This is a genomic window from Brachybacterium sp. UNK5269 (assembly GCF_049266655.1).
Lineage (GTDB): Bacteria > Actinomycetota > Actinomycetes > Actinomycetales > Dermabacteraceae > Brachybacterium.
The window spans coordinates 137,280-157,104 of sequence record NZ_CP184883.1; the positions used below are offsets into that span (position 1 = coordinate 137,280).

Annotated in this window: 20 protein-coding genes; 15 read left to right on the forward strand and 5 right to left on the reverse strand. The window is 73.2% G+C overall.

Annotated features, from left to right (window positions below; translation table 11 throughout):
* Positions 1-103 precede the first annotated feature (103 nt).
* The 7 genes from ACOJUI_RS00660 (at position 104) to ACOJUI_RS00690 (ending at position 8,002) form a co-directional block, all read left to right on the forward strand.
* Positions 104-979, forward strand: a complete 876-nt coding sequence (locus ACOJUI_RS00660) for a formate/nitrite transporter family protein (RefSeq protein WP_422116189.1) — start codon at positions 104-106, stop codon at positions 977-979.
* Positions 976-3,534 (forward strand): nitrite reductase large subunit NirB, encoded by a 2,559-nt coding sequence (gene nirB / locus ACOJUI_RS00665; RefSeq protein WP_422116190.1) that lies wholly within the window; start codon positions 976-978, stop codon positions 3,532-3,534. The genes ACOJUI_RS00660 and nirB overlap by 4 nt, the downstream gene beginning before the upstream one ends.
* Positions 3,531-3,914 carry a nitrite reductase small subunit NirD gene (nirD, locus tag ACOJUI_RS00670; RefSeq protein ID WP_422116191.1) on the forward strand — a complete coding sequence of 128 codons (384 nt, stop codon included), beginning with the start codon at positions 3,531-3,533 and terminating at the stop codon, positions 3,912-3,914. Before nirB ends, nirD begins: the two co-directional genes overlap by 4 nt.
* On the forward strand, positions 3,911-4,714 hold the full coding sequence (gene cobA / locus ACOJUI_RS00675; RefSeq protein WP_422116192.1) for a uroporphyrinogen-III C-methyltransferase: 804 nt from the start codon (positions 3,911-3,913) through the stop codon (positions 4,712-4,714). The genes nirD and cobA overlap by 4 nt, the downstream gene beginning before the upstream one ends.
* A complete protein-coding gene (locus ACOJUI_RS00680) occupies positions 4,711-5,559 on the forward strand; it encodes a uroporphyrinogen-III synthase (RefSeq protein ID WP_422116193.1) in 849 nt (282 codons plus the stop codon). Before cobA ends, ACOJUI_RS00680 begins: the two co-directional genes overlap by 4 nt.
* 105 nt (positions 5,560-5,664) lie before the next feature.
* Positions 5,665-6,642, forward strand: a complete 978-nt coding sequence (locus tag ACOJUI_RS00685) for an aldo/keto reductase (RefSeq protein WP_422116194.1) — start codon at positions 5,665-5,667, stop codon at positions 6,640-6,642.
* A 103-nt stretch (positions 6,643-6,745) separates the two neighbouring features.
* Positions 6,746-8,002, forward strand: coding sequence for a flavin monoamine oxidase family protein (locus ACOJUI_RS00690; RefSeq protein ID WP_422116195.1), 1,257 nt, complete (start codon positions 6,746-6,748; stop codon positions 8,000-8,002).
* A gap of 36 nt (positions 8,003-8,038) precedes the next feature.
* Here the strand turns inward: ACOJUI_RS00690 and ACOJUI_RS00695 are convergent, their stop codons facing one another.
* Complete coding sequence (locus tag ACOJUI_RS00695; RefSeq protein ID WP_422116196.1) at positions 8,039-8,713, reverse strand: histidine phosphatase family protein; 675 nt, start codon at positions 8,711-8,713, stop codon at positions 8,039-8,041.
* Between the two features lie 160 nt (positions 8,714-8,873).
* On the opposite strand from ACOJUI_RS00695, the gene ACOJUI_RS00700 reads away from it, so the two are divergent.
* Complete coding sequence (locus tag ACOJUI_RS00700; RefSeq protein ID WP_422116197.1) at positions 8,874-9,869, forward strand: dihydroxyacetone kinase subunit DhaK; 996 nt, start codon at positions 8,874-8,876, stop codon at positions 9,867-9,869.
* 10 nt (positions 9,870-9,879) lie between these two features.
* Positions 9,880-10,551 (forward strand): dihydroxyacetone kinase subunit DhaL, encoded by a 672-nt coding sequence (dhaL, locus tag ACOJUI_RS00705; protein ID WP_422116198.1) that lies wholly within the window; start codon positions 9,880-9,882, stop codon positions 10,549-10,551.
* A 13-nt stretch (positions 10,552-10,564) separates the two neighbouring features.
* On the opposite strand, the gene ACOJUI_RS00710 is transcribed toward dhaL, so the two are convergent.
* Both ACOJUI_RS00710 and ACOJUI_RS00715 read right to left on the reverse strand, forming a co-directional pair.
* The gene (locus ACOJUI_RS00710) at positions 10,565-10,768 is read right to left on the reverse strand and encodes a hypothetical protein (protein ID WP_422116199.1); all 204 of its coding nucleotides are present in this window, start codon (positions 10,766-10,768) and stop codon (positions 10,565-10,567) included.
* Positions 10,765-11,205 carry a hypothetical protein gene (locus tag ACOJUI_RS00715; protein WP_422116200.1) on the reverse strand — a complete coding sequence of 147 codons (441 nt, stop codon included), beginning with the start codon at positions 11,203-11,205 and terminating at the stop codon, positions 10,765-10,767. The genes ACOJUI_RS00710 and ACOJUI_RS00715 overlap by 4 nt, the downstream gene beginning before the upstream one ends.
* A gap of 171 nt (positions 11,206-11,376) precedes the next feature.
* Between ACOJUI_RS00715 and ACOJUI_RS00720 the strand changes: the two genes are divergently transcribed.
* On the forward strand, positions 11,377-12,204 hold the full coding sequence (locus tag ACOJUI_RS00720) for a sulfite exporter TauE/SafE family protein (protein WP_422116201.1): 828 nt from the start codon (positions 11,377-11,379) through the stop codon (positions 12,202-12,204).
* A gap of 42 nt (positions 12,205-12,246) precedes the next feature.
* Here ACOJUI_RS00720 and ACOJUI_RS00725 read toward each other — a convergent pair whose 3' ends face one another.
* Positions 12,247-13,209, reverse strand: coding sequence for a helix-turn-helix transcriptional regulator (locus ACOJUI_RS00725; RefSeq protein WP_422116202.1), 963 nt, complete (start codon positions 13,207-13,209; stop codon positions 12,247-12,249).
* 115 nt (positions 13,210-13,324) lie between these two features.
* On the opposite strand from ACOJUI_RS00725, the gene ACOJUI_RS00730 reads away from it, so the two are divergent.
* Positions 13,325-13,900 carry a DUF664 domain-containing protein gene (locus tag ACOJUI_RS00730; RefSeq protein WP_422116203.1) on the forward strand — a complete coding sequence of 192 codons (576 nt, stop codon included), beginning with the start codon at positions 13,325-13,327 and terminating at the stop codon, positions 13,898-13,900.
* A gap of 102 nt (positions 13,901-14,002) precedes the next feature.
* Positions 14,003-14,587: a DinB family protein gene (locus ACOJUI_RS00735; RefSeq protein ID WP_422116204.1), complete on the forward strand. Its 585-nt coding sequence runs from the start codon at positions 14,003-14,005 to the stop codon at positions 14,585-14,587.
* Positions 14,588-14,654: 67 nt separating this feature from the next.
* Here ACOJUI_RS00735 and ACOJUI_RS00740 read toward each other — a convergent pair whose 3' ends face one another.
* The gene (locus ACOJUI_RS00740) at positions 14,655-15,806 is read right to left on the reverse strand and encodes an ROK family protein (protein ID WP_422116205.1); all 1,152 of its coding nucleotides are present in this window, start codon (positions 15,804-15,806) and stop codon (positions 14,655-14,657) included.
* A gap of 213 nt (positions 15,807-16,019) precedes the next feature.
* On the opposite strand from ACOJUI_RS00740, the gene ACOJUI_RS00745 reads away from it, so the two are divergent.
* The 3 genes from ACOJUI_RS00745 to ACOJUI_RS00755 all read left to right on the forward strand — a co-directional run bounded on the left by ACOJUI_RS00745 (position 16,020) and on the right by ACOJUI_RS00755 (position 19,713).
* Positions 16,020-17,723, forward strand: a complete 1,704-nt coding sequence (locus ACOJUI_RS00745; RefSeq protein ID WP_422116206.1) for an ABC transporter substrate-binding protein — start codon at positions 16,020-16,022, stop codon at positions 17,721-17,723.
* Between the two features lie 73 nt (positions 17,724-17,796).
* A complete protein-coding gene (locus tag ACOJUI_RS00750; RefSeq protein ID WP_422116207.1) occupies positions 17,797-18,783 on the forward strand; it encodes an ABC transporter permease in 987 nt (328 codons plus the stop codon).
* A gap of 9 nt (positions 18,784-18,792) precedes the next feature.
* Entirely contained in the window at positions 18,793-19,713 is a 921-nt protein-coding gene (locus tag ACOJUI_RS00755) for an ABC transporter permease (protein WP_422116208.1), read from the forward strand.
* Positions 19,714-19,825 lie beyond the last annotated feature (112 nt).

Sequence of the window (19,825 nt, forward strand, 5' to 3'; positions counted from 1 at the left end):
ACGGCGCCCCTTCGCCCTTCTGGTCACGGCGACGAGGCCACAGGATGACCGGACCCGCTGCAGGCGCACGGGACAGGCCACCCCACCTCTCCAAGGAGCCGCCATGTCCTACGTCTCGCCCGCCGATCTGGTGGACCGGCTCACCGCCGCCGGCGCCGCCAAGGTGACGTACTCGACCACCGAGACCCTGCTGCGCTCGACCATGGGCGGCGCGATCCTCGCCCTGGCCGCCGCCTTCGCCGTCACCGTCTCCACCCAGACCGGCCAGCCGCTGCTGGGCGCCGTGCTGTTCCCCGTCGGCTTCATCCTGCTGTACCTGATGGGCTTCGACCTGCTCACCGGGGTGTTCACCCTGCTGCCGATGGCCCTGATCGCACGCAAGCCCGGGGTGACCGCGCTGAAGGTGCTGCGCGTCTGGTCCCTGGTGTTCCTCGGCAACCTGGTCGGGGCGATGACCGTGGCCGTGCTCATGGCCATCTACTTCACCTACGGCTTCGCCACCGAGCCCAGCGCCGTCGGCCAGGCGATCTCCGAGATCGGCCACGGCCGCACCGTCGGCTACGCGGAGTACGGCGCGGCCGGGATGCTCACCCTGTTCGTGCGCGGCGTGCTGTGCAACTGGATGGTCTCCACCGGGGTGGTGGGCGCGTTCATGTCCGACAGCATGATCGGCAAGATCGCCTGCATGTGGATGCCCGTGATGCTCTTCTTCTACATGGGCTTCGAGCACTCCATCGTGAACATGTTCCTGTTCCCCTCCGGGCTGCTGCTGGGCGCCGACTTCACGCTCATGGACTACCTGATCTGGAACGAGATCCCCACCGTCATCGGCAACCTCGTCGGCGGCCTGACCTTCGTCGGCCTCCCCCTCTACTTCGCCCACCGCCGCCGCGCGGCCGCGGCGGCCGCCCCGGGCCTCGCCCCGCTGCCCGCCGTCCCGGCGCAGGTCGCCCCGGAGCTCGCGGGAGCCGTGCGATGAGCCCCCGCATCGTGGTCATCGGCGCCGGGATGGTCGCCCACCGCCTGGTGGACTCCCTGGTCACCCGCGCCGAGGAGCGCATCTCCGTCACCGTCCTCGGCGACGAGCACCGCCGCCCCTACGACCGGGTGGGCCTGACCCGCTTCTTCGACGGGGACGACGCCGAGCACCTCACCCTCCCGGACACGATCTTCGAGGACCCCCGCGTCACCCTCCACGCCGGGGACCGGGCCGTCGCGATCGACCGCACGGCCCGCACCGTCACCACCGCCTCCGGCGTCCAGCACCCCTACGACCACCTGGTCCTGGCCACCGGCTCGATCGCCGCCCGCCCCCCGGTCGAGGGCGCGGAGCTGCCCGGCTGCTTCGTCTACCGCACCCTGGACGACGTCACCGCCCTGCGCGAGCACGTGCGCCGCCGCGCCGCCGAGCTGGACCGGCCGGTGCGCGGGATCGTCGTCGGCGGCGGCCTGCTGGGCCTCGAGGCCGCCGGCGCCCTGCAGGGCCTGGACGCCGAGGCCACCGTCCTGCAGTCCAGCGACCGGCTCATGTCCGCCCAGCTGGACCTGCCCGCCGGCGCCGCCCTGCGCCGCCTGGTCGAGCAGCGCGGCCTGCAGGTGCGCACCGACGCCCGCACCACCGCCGTGCTGACCGATGACGCCGGCCGGGCCCGCGCCGTGATGCTGCGCGACGGCCAGGAGCTGCCCGCGGACCTGGTGGTCTTCACCGTCGGCGTCCGCCCCCGCGACGAGCTCGCCCGCGCCGCGGGCCTGGTGTGCGATGAGCGCGGCGGCGCCCGCATCGACGAGTCCTGCCGCACCTCCGACCCGGCGATCTGGGCGATCGGCGAGGTCGCCTCCTTCGACGGGCAGTGCGTGGGCCTGGTGGCCCCCGGCTACGCCATGGCCGAGGTGGCCTGCGACCGGATCCTCGGCGGGCAGGCCACCTTCGCCGGCTACGACCTCTCCACCAAGCTCAAGCTCTCCGGGGTGGACGTCGCCAGCTTCGGCGACGCCTTCGCCACCACCCCCGGCGCCCTGGACGTCGTCTACTCCGACCCCGTGAACGGCGTCCACAAGAAGCTCGTCCTCTCCGACGACGCGAAGACCCTGCTGGGCGGCATGCTGGTGGGTGACGCCTCCGCCTACGGGTCCCTGCGCCCGCTGGTGGGCGGCGCCCTGGGCGGCGACCCCGCCGCCTACCTGCTGCCCGCCGGCGCCGCCGCCCCCACCGCCGAGCTGCCCGATGCGGCCGTGGTCTGCTCCTGCTCCTCGGTCACCGCCGGCGCGATCCGCCACGCGGTGCGCGAGGACGGCTGCACCGACCTCGCCGAGCTCAAGGCCTGCACCAAGGCGGGCGCCACCTGCGGCTCCTGCACGGTGATGGTCAAGTCGCTGCTGGGCACCGAGCTGACCCGGATGGGCCGGACCGTCTCGGCCGGGCTCTGCGAGCACTTCGCGCTGTCCCGTCGGCAGCTGTTCGACGCCGTGCACGTCTCGGGCCTGACCACCTTCAGCGCCGTCATCGAGCGCTTCGGCCGCGGCCGCGGCTGCGACACCTGCAAGCCGGTGCTCGCCAGCATCCTCGCCGTCCTCACCGGCAGCCATGTGCTGGACGGCGAGAACGCCACCCTGCAGGACACCAACGACCACGTCATGGCCAACCTCCAGAAGGACGGCACCTACTCCGTGGTCCCGCGGATGCCCGGCGGCGAGGTCACCCCCGAGGGCCTGATCACGGTGGGGGAGGTGGCCCGCGACTTCGGGCTCTACACCAAGATCACCGGCGGCCAGCGGGTGGACATGTTCGGCGCCCGCCTCGAGGAGCTGCCGCTGATCTGGCAGCGCCTGATCGACGCCGGCTTCGAATCCGGCCACGCCTACGGCAAGTCCCTGCGCACCGTGAAGAGCTGCGTCGGCTCGGCCTGGTGCCGGTACGGCGTGCTCGACTCCACCGGCATGGCCGTGACCCTCGAGCTGCGCTACCGGGGACTGCGCGCCCCGCACAAGTTCAAGCTCGGCGTCTCCGGCTGCGCCCGCGAATGCGCCGAGGCCCGCAGCAAGGACGCCGGCATCATCGCCACCGCCCAGGGCTGGAACCTGTACGTCGGCGGCAACGGCGGCGCGAACCCCCGCCACGCCGAGCTGCTCGCCGAGGGCCTGGACGACGACACCCTGATCCGCACCCTGGACCGGTACTTCATGTACTACGTGCGCACCGCCGACAAGCTCCAGCGCACCGCCCCCTGGCTGGAGGCGCTCGACGGCGGGATCGACGGGCTGCGCGCGGTGATCATGGAGGACTCCCTGGGCCTCGCCGTCGACCTCGACGCCGCCATGGCCCGCCACGTGGCGGGCTACCAGGACGAATGGGCGGCCACCCTCGCCGACCCCGCCAAGCTCGCCCGCTTCGGCTCCTTCGTCAACGCCCCCACCACCCCCGACCCCTCGCTCGCCTACGTCCCCGAACGCGGGCAGCTGCGACCGGCCCGCCCCGAGGAGCGCGAGGACCGCACCGTCCTGATCGCCGGCACGACTCTGGAGGTACGACGATGACCGCACCCACCCTCACCACCCGCGCCCCGCTGCTCGAGGCGAACTGGATGCACGTGTGCTCCCTGAGCGCCCTCGAGGTCGAGCGCGGCCGCGCCGCCCTGGTGGGCCACGAGCAGGTGGCGCTGTTCCTGCTGACCGACGGCAGCGTCCGCGCGGTCGACAACTACGACCCCTACTCCGGGGCCAACGTCATCTCCCGCGGGATCGTGGGCTCGCGCGGCGACCGCCCCACCGTCGCCTCCCCGATGTACAAGCAGATCTTCGACCTGCGCTCGGGCACCTGCGTGGAGACCCAGGGGAAGGAGTTCCGCCGCCTGCGGGTGTGGCCGGTGCGGACCCGGGACGGCGAGCTGTTCCTGCAGCGCGGTGGCGCCCGATGAGCGCCGCACCCGGCACCGTCGCCCTGGTCGGCGGCGGCCCGGGCCCGGTCGACCTGCTGACCGTGCGGGCGCTGCGCCTGCTGCGGGCGGCCGACGTGGTGATCGCCGACCGGCTGGGCCCGGCCGACGAGATCGGCGCCGAGCTGCGCGCCGAGGCCCTGCTGATCGACGTCGGCAAGCGCCCCGGCCACCATCCCGTCCCACAGGCGGAGATCAACCACCTGCTCATCGCCCACGCCCTGGCCGGCCGGGCGGTGGTGCGCCTGAAGGGCGGGGACCCCTTCGTGTTCGGGCGCGGCGGGGAGGAGTTCGCCGCCTGCCTGGCCGCCGGGATCCCCGTCGAGGTGGTCCCCGGCATCAGCAGCGCGATCGCCGTGCCGCAGGCCGCCGGGGTGCCCGTCACCCACCGCGGTCTCGCGAGCACGGTCCACGTGGTCAGCGGGCACGACGTCGACGGGCCCCGCGGCCCCTCCGCCGCCACCCTCGCCGCGCTCGCCGATGCGGCCGTGACCACGGTGGTGCTGATGGGCGTGCGCGCACTGCCGGGCCTCATCGCCGCGGCCCTGGCCCACGGGGTGCCGCCGCAGCGCCCGGTCGCGATCATCGAGAACGGCTACACCCCGCGCCAGCGCACCACCCGCACCACCCTGGGCGAGGCGGTGCGCGCGGCCGAGCAGGCCGCGGTGCGCAGCCCCGCCGTGATCGTCATCGGCGAGGTCGCCCGGGCCGGTCTGCTGCTGCCGGCGCCGACCTCGCTGGCGGCCGTCGCCGCACCGGTGGCCGCGGGTCCCGCGCTGTGAGCGCCCCGGCCCCGCTCTCGGGCGCGCTGCGGGGGCAGCGGATCGACCTGGCGCTGGACCGACGCGCCGAGGAGCTCGCCGCGGCGCTGGTCCGGCACGGCGCCGCGATCCACCACGCCCCGGCGATGAGCATGATCCCCCACGTGGACGACCCGCAGCTGCTCGCCCGCACCCGCGCGCTGATCCGCCGCCCACCGCAGGTGCTCATTGCGACCACCGGGGTGGGGGTGCGCGGCTGGTTCGAGGCCGCCCGGGCCGCGGACCTCGCCGCCCCGCTGCGCCGCGCCCTGGCCGGCACCCGAGTGATCGCCCGCGGCCCCAAGGCCCGCGGCGCCGCCCTGCAGGCAGGGCTGAGCGTGGACTGGGTCGCGGCCGACGGCACCTCCGCCGAGGTCATCGCGCACCTCGCCCGCGAGGACCTGCACGGGGTGCGCGTCGCCGTGCAGCATCACGGCTCCGGGGCCGACGGACTCGACGCGCACCTGCTCGAGTGGGGAGCGGAGGTGCTGGCGCTGACCGTCTACCGCTGGGGGCCGCCCCGCGACCCCGCCGCCGTGCGCCGTTCGGTGCTCGACGCCGCCCGGGGCGAGGTGGACGCGGTGCTGTTCACCGCGGCGCCGGGCACCGAGAACTGGCTGGCCGCGGCCGAGCAGGCCGGCGCCCTGCCCGGCATCACCGAGCAAGCCCGCTCCGGGCGCCTCCTGTTCGCCGCCGTCGGCCCGCTCACCGCGGCGCCGCTGCGCGCCCGGGACCTGCCGGCGCTGATGCCGGCCCGCAGCCGGATGGGGGCACTGGTGCGCGCCGTGGTCGAGCACTTCGACCCCGCCCGGGTGGAGAGCGCCTGATCTGGAAGACTGTCCTCGACGCTCACCAGCTTCAGCCCCCACGAACGCGAGGTCAACGATGTCCATGCAGTACCGCACCCCGGCCCGGCTGGGCCGCCCCTCTCCGTGATCGGCCAGGGCTGCTGGCAGATCGGCGCCGACTGGGGAGAGGTCAGCGACGACTCCGCGCGCTCCGTGCTCGAGGCCGCCCTCGACGCCGGCGTCACCTTCTTCGACACCGCCGACGTCTACGGCGACGGCCGCAGCGAGCAGCTGGTCGGGGCGATGCGCGCCCGCCGGGCGAGCGCCGGAGCCGCCGTGTCGGAGCTGCCGTTCATCGCCACCAAGGCCTCCCGCCGGGCCGACCCCTTCGCCCCGGAGACCTTCACCGAGGAGAACCTGCGCGGCTGGGTCGAGCGCTCCCGGACGAACCTCGCCATGGACACCCTGGACCTCGTCCAGCTGCACTGCCCGCCGCCCGCCATCTACCGCGACGACCGGGTGTTCGACGTGCTCGACGCCCTCGCCGCCGAGCAGAAGATCGCCGCCTGGGGGGTGAGCGTGGAGACCGTCGAGGAGGCGCTGATCAGCCTGGAGCGCGAGCACCTCGCCTCGATCCAGATCATCCTGAACCCCTTCCGCCTCAAGCCCCTGGACCAGGTGCTGCCGCTCGCGGCCGAGCGGGGCGTGGCGATCATCGCCCGGGTGCCGCTCGCCTCCGGCCTGCTGACCGGCAAGTTCTCCCCGCAGACCCGCTTCGCCGAGAACGACCACCGCAGCTTCAACCGCCACGGCGAGGCCTTCGACCAGGGCGAGACCTTCTCCGGCGTGGACTACGAGACCGGCCTGGCCGCCGTCGCCCGCCTCGAGGCCGCGCTCGAGGGCGAGATGTCCCTGCCGGAGGCCAGCCTGCGCTGGATCCTCGCCCAGCCCGGCGTGACCGCCGCGATCCCCGGCGCCAGCCGCGAGGAGCAGGCCCGCGCCAACGCGGCCGCCGGCAGCGAGCCCACCGCCGAGCAGGCCGCGATCATCGGCCGCTTCGACACCGCCGTGCACGAGACCTACGACGAGCTGCTGCGGGAGAGCATCCACCCGCGCTGGTGACGTCGTCGGAGGGACGGAGCCGGGGGGGACCGGCGTCCCCGGCGCGTGCCGGGGGCCCGGTGCCGTCCGTAGAATGGCCGCGCCGCCGCCGGAGGGAAGCCCCATGGACGCCGATGTCATCGTGATCGGAGCAGGTCTCGCCGGTCTGCAGAGCGCCCGTCGGCTCCAGCGCGACGGTCACCGCGTGATCGTGCTCGAGGCGGAGGAGGCCGTCGGCGGGCGCATCCGCACCGACGTGATCGACGGCTTCCGCTGCGACCGCGGCTTCCAGGTGCTCAACCCGGCCTACCCGGCCGTGCGGAGCTGGATCGACCTCGCGGCCCTGGACCTGCAGCGCTTCGGGGTGGGCGCGGCGATCCGCGACGCCACCGGGATCCGCACCCTCGCCCACCCGCTGCGCCACCCCCGCCACGCGCTCGGGACCCTCACCAGCAGCCGCCTCACGGCCGCGGAGCTGGCCGGGCTCGCCCGGTGGATCGTCCCCACGCTCCTGCGCGCCACGGTCGCCTCCCGTGCCACCGACGATGAGACGCTGCACGACTCCTTCGACCGCGTGGGACTGACCGGACCGCTGCGCCGGGACGTGCTGGACACCTTCCTCGCCGGGGTCCTCGCCGACAGCTCCGGGACGGCCTCGGCCAACTACGTGCGCCTGCTGGTGCGGTCCTTCGCCCTCGGCGCCCCCGGCCTGCCGAGCGCGGGGATGCAGGCGCTGCCCGAGCAGATGGCCGCCTCGCTGCGCGATCCCGTCCGGCTCGCCACCCCGGCGCGGGCGGTGCGCGAGGGCGCCGGGGGCGTCGAGGTGAGCACCGACTCCGGTGCGCTGCGCGCCCGCGCCGTCATCGTCGCCGTCGACCCGCAGCGCATCGGCGAGCTCACCGACCGCCCCGCCCCTGCCACCCATGGCCTGACCACCTGGTGGTTCAGCGCGCCGCAGTCCCCGCGGCGGGGACGGTTCCTGGTGCTCGACGCCTCCCGGCCGGGTGGCGGGCCGGCGGGGCCGGTGTGGAACACGGCCGTCGTCAGCGAGGTCGCCCCGAGCTACGCTCCGGCGGGCCGGCATCTGATCCAGGCGACCACCCTGCTGGACCGGCCCGACGGGCGCGCCGACGAGCATGCGGTGCGCCGCGACCTGGAGCGCATCTACGGTGTCTCGACGGCGGGGTGGGAGGTCCTCGTCCACCACGTCATCCCGCACACCCTCCCGGCGCAGCCCCCGCCGCTCGTGGACCGACGTCGGCAGCGCATCGGTGAGGCCACCTGGCTGGTCGGCGACCATCGCGACACCGCGTCCATCCAGGGGGCCCTGGTCTCGGGCGACCGCGCGGCCCGCGGCCTGGACGGCATCCTCACCGCCTGAGGGGCGCGCCGCCGACGGGGCGCCCGACGGCTCCGCTCAGACGGCGGCGTCGGCGGTGGCATCCGCCGTGACGTCGTGGCGGACGTCGCCCAGCAGGTGCGTCCCGCCGATCGGCTCGCTGATCCAGTCGGTCAGCTCCCAGCCGCGATCGGGGTGCCCGGTGAGGGTGACCATGCCGGTGTTGAACAGCGGGCGGTCCTCGCGAGTGGCGGGGGCCAGGCCGGCGGCGAGGATGGAGAAGACCCGGATCGCGGCGCCGTGGCTGACCACGGCGACGGTCGCGTCCTCGTCGTAGAGATCGGCGACCTGCCGCAGGGCGGTCGTGTAGCGCTCCCAGAAGGAGTGGCCGCTCTCGCCGCCCCGCAGGGCGTGGTCGAAGTCCCGCGCTCCCCAGTGCGCCTGATTCTCCTGGTAGGCGTCCACGGCGCCCTCGCCGCGCTCCATCTCGAGGTCACCGGCGGGGATCTCCTCGAGTCCCTCGGTCAGTCGCGGCAGCAGCCCGAGCGCGGCGGCCAGGGGAGCGGCGGTCTCGTGGGTGCGCACCAGGCGGGAGACGTGGATCCCGGCGATCCGCTCGTCGCGCAGCGCTCCGGGGACGGCCTCGGCCTGGGCGCGGCCGAGCTCGGTCAGCCCGGCCCCGGGGTAGGCGGTGTCGAGGGCCCCGCGCACGTTGTTCGGGGTCTGGCCGTGACGGATCAGGAGGAGACGCATGGGCCGCACCGTACGCGGTCACCCTGCGCCGGTCGTGGACGCGGGGTGAACTCTCGGTGCTGGTCAGCGGGGCGCGCCGTCCGTCCTCCCGATCCCGCCCCGTCCCGCCCCGATCGGCGCTACGCTCGCCCCACCCGCCCCTGCCCGGGAAGGAGCGCCCGTGCGCCGCAGCATCGTCAATGATCCCGAGGATCTGGTGCCCGAGGCCCTCGAGGGTCTCGTGCTCAGCCATCCGCAGCTGCTCGACCTCGATGCGCAGCATCGCTTCGTCACCCGCAGGCAGCGGGCCCGCGGCAAGGTGGGCCTGGTCTCCGGCGGCGGCTCCGGCCACGAGCCCCTGCACGCCGGCTTCGTCGGCACCGGGATGCTCGACGTCGCGGTCGCCGGCGCCGTCTTCGCCAGCCCCACCGCGCTGCAGGTCCTCGAGGCCACCAAGGCGGCCGACGCCGGCCGGGGCGTGGTCCAGATCGTCAAGAACTACACCGGCGACGTGCTGAACTTCCGCATCGCCGGGGAGATCAGCGGGGACGACGCCATCGAGACCGAGATCGTGCTGGTCGACGACGACCTCGCCACCGACCGCGACGGCGACGGGCCGGGCCGCCGCGGCACCGCCGCCACCGTGATCGTGGAGAAGGTCTGCGGCGCCGCCGCCGAGGAGGGCGCGGACCTGCAGCAGGTCGCCGCCGTCGGCCGCCGCACCGCCGCCGCGGCCCGCACCATGAGCCTCGCCCTCGCCGCCGGCACCCACCCCGGCGATCCGGAGCCCCAGTTCACCCTCGGCCACGACGAGGTCGAGCTGGGCGTCGGCATCCACGGCGAGCGCGCCGCCCGACGCGTCCCGTTCACCAGCGCCGACGGCCTCACCGACCTGCTGCTGGACCCGTTGCTGAAGGACCTCGGCCTCTCCCGCGGCGACGAGGTGCTCGCGATCGTCAACGACCTCGGCTCCACCTACCCGCTCGAGCTGCAGCTCGTCGCCCGCCGCCTGCACCACCGCCTCGAGGGCGCGGGCATCACCGTCGGCCGCTGGCTGGTGGGCCCCTACGTCACCAGCCTCGACATGCACGGCCTCTCGCTGACCCTGATGCCGCTGGACGACGAGCTGCGTCGGCTCTGGGACGCCCCCGTCCGCACCCCGGCCCTTTCCTGGTGAGGAGACCACGATGAGCAGCACCGACACCCTCGGCGACGACTTCGGCCGCGCCCTGGTCACCGGGATCCGCGAGGCGCTGGTGAGCGCCGCCGACGCCCTCGGCGACCTCGACCGCCGCGCCGGTGACGGGGACTTCGGCGCCAACGTCCGCACCGCCATGAAGCTGCTGGACGCCTCGGTGGAGACCGACCGCCCCGGCACCTCCCGGGCCTGGCTGACCGCGCTGTCGCGGGCCTGGCTCGGGGTGGGCGGGACCAGCGGCCCGCTGTTCGGCACGTTCTTCCGCGACCTCGCGAAGGCGGCCGACGAGGACGCCGCGCCCACCGCGGAGCGCTTCGCCGAGGCGCTCGCCGCCGGGCAGGCCACGATCCAGAAGTACGGCGAGGCGCAGGTCGGCGACAAGACCATGATCGACGCCCTCGACCCGGCGGTCACCGCCCTGCGCGAGGCGCTCGGGGCCGGACGCGGGCCGGTCGAGGCGCTGGGCGCCGCCGCGCAGGCCGCCGTCGACGGGGCGAGGGCCACCGCGGAGACCACCGCCCGCCGCGGACGGGCCAGCTACGTCGGCGACGCCGCCAGGGGCGTCATCGACCCAGGCGCCGCCGCCATGGCCCTGGTCCTGGGCGCCGCCCACGCCGCGGCCGGGGGAGGGGATGCGGTCGACGCGGACTGGATCGGGTGACCGATGCGCACCCTCAGTGTGCGACGTGGCGGCGTTTGCGTTCGTCGGGGAGGTCCCCTGTGATCTCCCGCGCCTTCATCTGGAACTCGTCCGCGAGTTCGAGGAACTGTGCGTCGAGCGGGTCCTGCACGCTGAGGCGCTGGTTGTCCCGGGATTTCAGGACGACGGTGTAAGCCTTGCTCGACCGGGCTGATCGTCGGGGTCTGTCGGCGTTCATCGGGACCTCCTTCGGGTGATCCTGCGCCTGAGCCTACCGAGCACGTGCTCCGAGCCGGTAGAGGGCGGTGGGTTCTCGTTCTCCAGCGTCAGGCTGTTCACGAGCTCGCTGATGAGGATCTCGTTGGCTTCCGCGAGCGTCCTCACGTCTGTCGGGTCCCACCTCCTGTCGTCGAGCAGGTGGTTCAACAACTGCATCCCCGTGTTCCGGCCGACCTTGTCCATCTCCCGTGTGAGGTCCATGGCGTACTCGACACGCCGCCACCACTCGGCTCGACTGTCCGCACGGCGCCGATGGTCGAGCGTGAACAGGGCGATCACTGCGGCGATCAGTGCGGCGACGGCGGTCGCGTAGGGAGCGAAGGGCTCCAGCAGTCCCAGGAGATTGCCTATGCCGTCCGCGAGGTCAGAGATCCGTTCCCCCAGCGTCATCTTCACCCGCCCTCCTCAGGGCACTCGGCTCGCCGACCTCGGACCGGGTATGCGCGCCTGTGCTGCTCAGGCCAGTATCCGCCCTCCTGCACGGGCCAGTCGAGCGGACGGGACGGGTGGTGGATCCCGACGGACGGCCACCATGCCGCGCCCCGGGCGGTGGTAGCTTCACTGACCATGCCCGATCTCCTTGCGCTGATCCCCGACCTCGGCGCGGGCGCCTGGCTGCTCGTCGCCATCGGCGCCCTGATCGTCGGCTTCTCCAAGACCGCCCTGCCCGGCGCCGGCACCCTCGCCGTGGGCTTCTTCGCCCTGGCCATGCCCGCCAAGGAGTCCACCGCCGCGCTCCTGCTGCTGCTGATCGTGGGCGACATGACGGCGCTGTGGCTCTACCGCCGCGAACCCGACTGGCGCACCCTGGTGCGGCTGCTGCCCAGCGCCATGATCGGCGTGGTGCTCGGCGCGTTCTACTTCGCCGCGGTCGACGGCCGGGCGGTGCGCATCACGATCGGCGTGATCCTGCTGGTCCTGGTGGCGGTCACGCTCTGGCGCCGCCACGCCGCCCAGCGCGCCGAGGCGGCCAGGGCGGCCGACGGGACGGCCCTGCCGCCGACCCGCGCCGCAGCGCAGGGCTCCCGGCCCGGCGCCGCGGCCACCGCGCAGGGCGTGGGCTACGGCCTGCTGGGCGGCTTCACCACCATGGTCGCCAACGCCGCGGGGCCGGTGATGTCGCTGTACTTCCTGGCGATGCGGCTGCCGGTGCTGACGTTCCTGGGCACCTCGGCGTGGTACTTCGCGATCGTCAACCTCTTCAAGGTGCCGTTCTCGGCGGGCCTCGGGCTGATCACCCGCGACACCCTGGTGATGGACGCGATGCTGGTGCCGGTGGTGCTGCTCGGCGCCTTCATCGGCGCGAAGGTCGCCCGCCGGATCCCGCAGAAGGTGTTCGACCGCCTGATCCTGGTGCTCACGGTCGCCGCCGCGCTGAGCCTGTTGCTGCTCTGAGCCCTGCTGCTGCGCTGAGCCTGCTGCTGCTCTGAGCCGTCCTCACTCCGCTGCGGCTCCGCGCCGCACCTGCGCCGCGCGCCGGCTGATGTCCTGGAAGGTCTCGAGCAGCTCGGGCGGGTCGATCACCTCGAGCGGGACGTGGAGGGAGAGCAGGTAGTAGGCGAGCCATTCGGCGTCGTCCACGCCGGCGCGCAGCAGGCAGGCGTTCTCGCCGTCGGCGGTGAGGGTGGCGGCGCGCGGGGAGATCCGGTCGCAGATCTCGGCGTACGGGGCGAGGATCCGCACCGTGGCCTCCCGCGGGTAGGGGCCGCGGGTGATCGAGGCCCGCACCGTCGCCTCGATGTCCGGGGTGGGCCGCGGGGTGATCGGGAAGGTGGAGGGGTGGACCGCGTGCATCCGGTCCAGCCGGAAGGTGCGCCAGTCCTCCCGTTCGAGGTCCCAGGCGAACAGGTACCAGCGCCGCTCGATCGACAGCACCCGGTAGGGCTCCAGCCGACGCTCGGCGCGCTGACCGTCGGGCCGCTCGTAGTCGACCCGGACCCGGCGTGCGTCGCGCACCGCGGTGGCCAGGGCCATCAGCACCTCCGAGCGGGCGGTGGGGCCGGGGCGGGCCACCACCCGCATCGCCTCGGAGAGCGCGGCGACCTCGGAGCGGACCTGCGGGGGCAGGATCCGGTCCAGCGTCGCGAGGGCGCGCAGCGCCTCGGCGTCGAGCCCCTCGATCCCGGAGACCGCCGTCAGCCGCAGGCCGACGGCGACCGCGACCGCCTCGTGCGGGCCCAGCAGCAGCGGCGGCAGCTCGCGCCCCGCGCCCAGCTGGTAGCCGCCGCCGTGCCCGGCCGAGGTGAGGACCGGGTAGCCCATCTCGCGCAGCCGGTCCACATCGCGCCGCACCGTCCGCACCGTCACCCCGAGCTCCTCGGCGAGCTCGGGGCCGGACCAGACGGTGCGGGACTGCAGCAGGGCGAGCAGTCGCAGGGCACGGGTCGTCACAGCGCTCATGAGCCCAGTGTGCGCCGCTTCGCGGACAGAAGCTGTCCTCCGATCGGGGCAGGCTGACGGACATGCAGCAGGCCGGCACCCGCGTCGGTCCTGCATCCAGAGAAGCGAGGGCACCATGCCGTTCCTGACTTCCGAGGTCACCGGCGAGCGCGACACGCTCGCGACCTTCGCCGCCCAGCAGCTCCACCAGCTCGCCACCACCCTGCAGGGACTCACCGACGCGCAGCTGCGCGCGGTCCCGAGCGCATCGGCGATGAGCCTCGGCGCGCTGGCCCGGCACTGCCTCCTGATCGCCGAGCAGGCGGCGGCCCGGATCGCCGGTATCGCCGACGCCGGCGCGGTGGGCCCGCGCACCGCCGCCCAGCTCGAGGCGGAGGGCACCATCGCAACGGAAGCCGTCCGGGACGGCGACAGCGCCGACTCCCTGATCACGTCGCTGAAGGCGGCGGCCGACGCGCTCGCCGATGCCCTCCGCGGCGCGGACCCGGACGCCGAGCTCCCCGTGCCGGATGAGCCCTGGTTCGCCGGGCGCACCGTCTGGACGGTGCGCTGGTACGCGATGCACCAGGTGGAGGAGTTCGCCCGCCACGCCGGCCATGCGGACATCCTGCGCGAGAGCATCGACGGCCAGTTCGCCTACGCCCTCAACGCCCGCGCCGACGGGCAGCCCTGGCCGCCCGAGGAGTGGTGAGCCGCCTCCCCGACGCGCCGCGCGGCGCCCTCCCGCAACCCCCGTCCACCACGCCCCCATCGCCCCGACCCCATCACCCCGACCTCCAGGAGACACATCACCATGACCAGCACCCCCTCCGACCTTCCCACCGTCCTGCTCACCCAGATCGAGGAGCATGTCCGCGGTCCCGTGCGGGAACGACTGGCCGGGCTCACCGACGAGGAGTACTTCTTCGACCCGACCTCCGCCGGCACCGCCTGGACCGTGCACCCGCGCGTCCCCGCCGAGACGCTGCCGCCCACCGCGATGCAGGGCGGCTCCGGGGCGATGGTCATCGACTTCGAGTACCCCGAACCAGTGCCGGCGCCGCTGACCACGATCGCCTGGCGCCTCGGCCACCTCATCGTGGGCGTGCTCGGGATGCGCAACCACGCGCACTTCGGCGCCCCGCCCGCGGACTACATGAGCTGGGACTACGCCGCCACCGCCGCAGAGGCCCTGGCCCAGTTCGATGCGGCGTACCAGCGGTGGATCGACGGGGTGCGCTCCTGGAACGCCGAGGACCTGCGACTGCCGGCCGGTGAGGCCGAGGGGCCCTGGGCCGAGCGCTCCCGCGCCGACCTCGTCGCCCACATCCACCGGGAGCTCATCCACCATCTCGCCGAGATCGCGCTGCTGCGGGACCTCTGGGCGCACCGCGGCTGAGGCCCGGCGCAGGGCGGGCGTCGGCCCCCCCGGGGGCGGACGCCGGCCTGCGTCCGGGTGGCCGGGCTCAGCCCGGAGCCCCCGGGCGGGGGTCCATGAACGTCTGCAGGGCCAGCACCGCGGCGCCGACGGCGCCAGGATGGGGCTGCACCTGCGAGACCTGCACCCGGATCATCTGACCGGTGGCCGCGGCGCGCACGGCGATGTGCTCGCCGATGGTCTCGCGCACCACGCCCGACGCGGCCTGGAGGGTGGCCCCGGAGAAGACGAGGGTGTCCACCCCGAGGCTCGAGGCGAGCCCCCAGGCGGCCTGGGCCAGCGCGATGAGGGCGCCGTGCAGGATCTCACCGGCGCGCTGGTCGCCGTGGGCGGCCGCCATCGCGATCAGCACCGCATCGCTGTCCACCGTCCGCTCGGTGAGGGCGAGGCCGAGCTGCTCGGCCAGCCCCTCGACGCCTGCCGCGGCGTCGACCAGGGCGCGCGAGGAGGCGTACTGGTGCAGGCAGCCGCTGCCTCCGCAGTGGCAGGGCGGACCTGCCGGGTCCACGCACACATGGTCCATGGTGCTGCCCTCTCCGGAGCGCAGCGGCTGCCCGTCCTGCAGCAGCACCGCCCCGAAACCGGCATCGACGTGCACGGTCGCCGTCAGCCCCTGCTCCGGCTGCTCGCCGCTCCAGAAGCTGCCGAGCGCGGCGCACAGTGCGCAGCTCCCACTCACCGTCGGGTGCGGCAGCCGCGAGGACAGGGTGCTGACCAGGTCGGAGGCGCCGTCGCCCCGTCCGGTGGGGAGGGCGAAGCCGATACCGGTGGTGGTGGCGAGCGTCCCGTCCCGCTCCATCATCGACAGGGCCTGGTCGAGGACGACGGCGACGGCATCGGGCCCCGCGGCCGGGTCCAGCGGCAGCACGGCGCGCGAGCGCAGCGCCCCGGTCATGTCCACCGCCACCACCGAGAGCCGGTCGGCGTCGATCGTGCAGCCGATCGCCCAGCGCGCCCGGTCGTTGAGCCGCAGCAGCGAGGCGCGCTTGCCCCCGGTGGAGTCGGCGAGCCCGGACTCGACCACCAGGCCGGCCGCCATCAGGCGCTTGACGGCATAGGTGACGGTGGCCGGAGTGACACCGAGCTCGCGGGAGATCTCGACCCGGGTGGTCTCGGTGCGCCGGCGCACCACCTCGAGGATCGCCGTGTCGGTCGTCGAGGCGCGTCGTTCTCCGACCATGATCGGTCCCTCCTCTCGCTCTCGTGGTCCTCGCGTCCAGGGTCTCAGCGGCACCGGGACAGCGTTTCGTGACCCTTCCGTGGCCTTCGCGTCGGCGCCCGGCCCTTGACGGACGGGCGTGACGGTCCGCACACTACCGTTACTTCATTAACTGAATGAAGAAAGTTCCTGCGGTACGACTCACGCACAGTGGCGTGATCTAGGAGAGCAACGATGCACCTCAGTCGTCGAGATCTGTACAAGCTGGCCGCCGTGGCCGGCACCGGCACCATCGCCCTGTCCGCCTGCTCCCAGCAGTCCAACCTCGAGGAGGGCGGCGAGGGCACCACGGGCGGCGCGAGCGCCCCGATCGTCAACGCCTTCACCGGTTCCGGCGAGTTCACCCGGAACTTCAACCCCCATTCGCCCTCGGTGGTCCCGATGGTCCAGGGAGTGGTCTACGAGCCGCTGTTCTACTTCGATCCGCTCAAGGCGATCGACCAGGAGCCGGTCCCGCTGCTGGGCGAGACCTTCGAGTGGAACGAGGACGGCACCCAGCTGACCGTCACCACCCGCGAGGGCGTCACCTGGCACGACGGCGAGCCGTTCACCGCGAACGACGTCGCCTTCACCTTCACCAAGATCAAGGACACCCCGGCGCTGAACGGCGCCGGCACCGCTCCCAGCGCCGAGGCCACGGACGACACCACGGTCGTGATCACGTTCCCGAAGCCGTCCTACACCGAGGGTCCCAATGCCCTCAGCCGCACCTGGATCATCCCCGAGCACCTCTTCGCCGACGTCGACGACCTCGCGACCTACGCCAACGAGGAGCCGGTGGGCACCGGCGCCTTCCGCTTCGGCGACTACACCACCGAGTCCTACGTGATGAACGCGAACTCCGAGTACTGGGAGGAGGGCGTCCCGGCGATCGGCGGCGTCCGTCTGCTGGCGCTGTCCGGGAACCAGGCCGCGACCGACATGTGGCGAGCCGGGGAGATCGACTACATGTCGGTGTCCGTCCCGGACCTCGACCAGCACGTCGAGTCGAACCCGAACCTCTCGTACACCAACACCGGCCTCTCGCAGGCGGCGCTGATGGCGGCCTCGAACCCGGACCTCGGCTGCGAGGGCCCCCAGACCGACCCGGCCGTGCGCCGGGCCCTGTACCTCGGGATGGACCGCGAGCAGCTGTCCAAGCTCGCGTTCTACGACCTGGGCACCGACATCTCCCCGGCCTACGCCCTGCCGGATCGCGACAAGGACTTCATCGACCCCTCGATCGAGCTCGCGCCGTGGACCGCACAGATCGACGAGGCGAAGAAGGTGCTCGAGGACGCCGGGTACGCGCTCGGGGACGACGGCATCTACGCCAAGGACGGCGTGCGGGTCTCGATGACCGCCAGCTGCCCCACCGGCTGGTCCGACTTCGTCACCGCCCTGGACACCCTCGCCCAGCAGTACAAGTCGGTGGGCATCGAGCTGACCCCGCAGCAGGTCTCCGTCAACGAGTGGAACGACGCGAAGGCGCGCGGCACCTACCAGCTGACCCTCGACTCCGTCGGCCAGGGTCCCGCGCCGGACCCCTACTACCCGTACCGCAACCACTTCTCCACCGAGAACACGGTGCCGGTGGGGGAGAACGGCAACCCCTACCAGAACGTCACCCGCTTCTCCGATCCGGAGGTCGATGCCGCGCTGGACGCCGCGTCGGCGACGGACGACGTGGAGGCGAAGAAGGAGCAGTACTTCCTGATCCAGCGCAAGCTGGCCGAGGCGCTGCCCGCGATCCCGGTCCTGATCGGCTCGAGCCTGACCGAGTACAGCAGCGAGCGCTTCACCGGGTGGCCCAGCCAGGACGACCTGTACGTCTACCCGATGTCCTGGTCCGCCCCGGACAACGCGCAGGTGCTCAAGACCGTCACGCCCGTCGAGTGAGGCGAGGGGTGCCGTCCCGTCCGGGACGGCACCCCCAGCTCGGCCACCCCCGGCGACGTCGAAAGGCACAGCAGTGCACATCCTGCGCAAGCTCGGTTTCTACCTCGTGGCCCTCTGGGCCGCGGTCACCCTGAACTTCTTCATCCCCCGCGCCCTCCCCGGCAGCCCGGTCGACGCCGTGCTCGCCAAGCTCGCGCTGCGCGGTCCCGTCTCCCCGGGCACCCGCGAGGCGATCGAGGTCATGCTCGGCGCGAACGACGACCGCAGCATCGTCGTGCAGTACGTCGAGTACCTCCGCGGCCTGCTCACCGGCGACCTCGGGGTCTCCGTGACCTACTTCCCGACCCCCGTGACCACCGTGATCGGCGAGGCGCTGCCCTGGACGCTGGTGCTGGTGGGCCTGTCCACGACGATCACCTTTGTGATCGGCATGGCGCTGGGCACCGTGGCGGGCTGGCGGCGCGGCACCTGGCTGGACTCGCTGATCCCCGCCACCACGATCCTGCAGGCGGTGCCCTACTTCTGGCTCGCGCTGCTGTTCGTGTACGTGCTCTCGGTGAACCTGGGGCTGTTCCCCGTCTCGGGCGGCTACGACGTCACCCTGGTGCGGCCGGCCTTCGACTACCCCTTCGTCTCCAACGCCGTCTACTACGGCTTCCTGCCGGCGCTGACGATCGTGCTGTCCTCGCTGGGCGGCTGGCTGCTGGGGATGCGCAACATGATGGTCTCCACCCTCAGCGAGGACTATATCCTCACCGCGGAGGCCAAGGGCCTCGCCCCGCGCCGGGTGATGCTCATGTACGCCGCGCGCAACGCGATGCTGCCCAGCGTCTCCGGCTTCGCGATCTCCCTGGGCTTCGTCGTCTCCGGGTCCATCGTCGTCGAGACCGTCTTCTCCTACCCGGGGATCGGCTTCTCGATGCTCCAGGCCGTCAACAACAACGACTACTCGCTCATGCAGGGGCTGTTCCTGGTCATCACCATCTCGGTGCTCGCGGCCAACCTGGTCGTGGACCTGCTCTACGGCGTGATCGACCCCCGCACCCGGGCACGAGGTTGAGGAGCTGCCATGACCACCGGAAACCCCCGCGGCGGCGGACTGCGCCGTCTGCTCACCCCCACCTTCATCGTCGGCGCGGGGCTGGTCCTCGCGATCACCCTGTTCGGACTGATCGCCCCCCTGTTCGTCACCGACCCGCTGGCGATCGACAGCATGGGCATGCAGCCCCCGTCGGCCCAGAACGTGCTGGGCACCACCCAGACCGGCCAGGACGTGCTGGCCCAGCTCGCCTACGCCACCCGCGGCTCCCTGCTGGTCGGCGTCATCGTCGCCTCGCTGGCGCTGCTGCTCTCGGCGTTCTTCGGGATCCTCGGCGGCTACCTCGGCGGCTGGCTCGACGAGCTGTTCTCGCTGTTCACCAACGTCGTGCTGATCCTCCCGGGCCTGCCCCTGATGATCGTGATCGGCTCCTACGTCGAGCAGCGCGGTCTGCTGCTGATCGCCTTCATCCTGGCGATCACCTCCTGGGCGGCGTCGGCGCGTGTGCTGCGCAGCCAGACCCTCTCCATCCGCACCCGCGACTACGTGCAGGCCGCGAAGATCGCCGGTGAGAAGGCCCACCGCATCATCGCCGTGGAGATCCTGCCGAACCTGCTGCCGGTGATGTCCAGCGGCTTCGTGTTCGCGCTGATCACCGCGATCCTCGGCGAGGCCGGGCTGAGCTTCATCGGCCTCGGCGTGGTCGGCACCCAGACCTGGGGCTCGATGCTCTACTACGCGCAGAACGCCCAGGCCCTGACCCTCGGCGCCTGGTGGTGGTTCGTGCCGCCGGGCCTGATGATCGCGATGCTCGGCTGCGGTCTGTCCCTCATCAACTTCTCGATCGACGGCATCATCAATCCGCGTCTGCGCACCGCGCCGAAGCAGGCCCGTCGGGTCCGCCAGGCCGACGCCGCGCAGCAGCAGGAGCAGCAGGAGGTCCCCGCATGAGCACCCCGCTCACCGGGCCCGTGCCCCCGGACCACCCGGCGCACGAACCCGACCCGAACGTCGTCACCGCCACCGTCGTCGCCAAGGGCCTGGCCGACGAGCCCGATCTGCA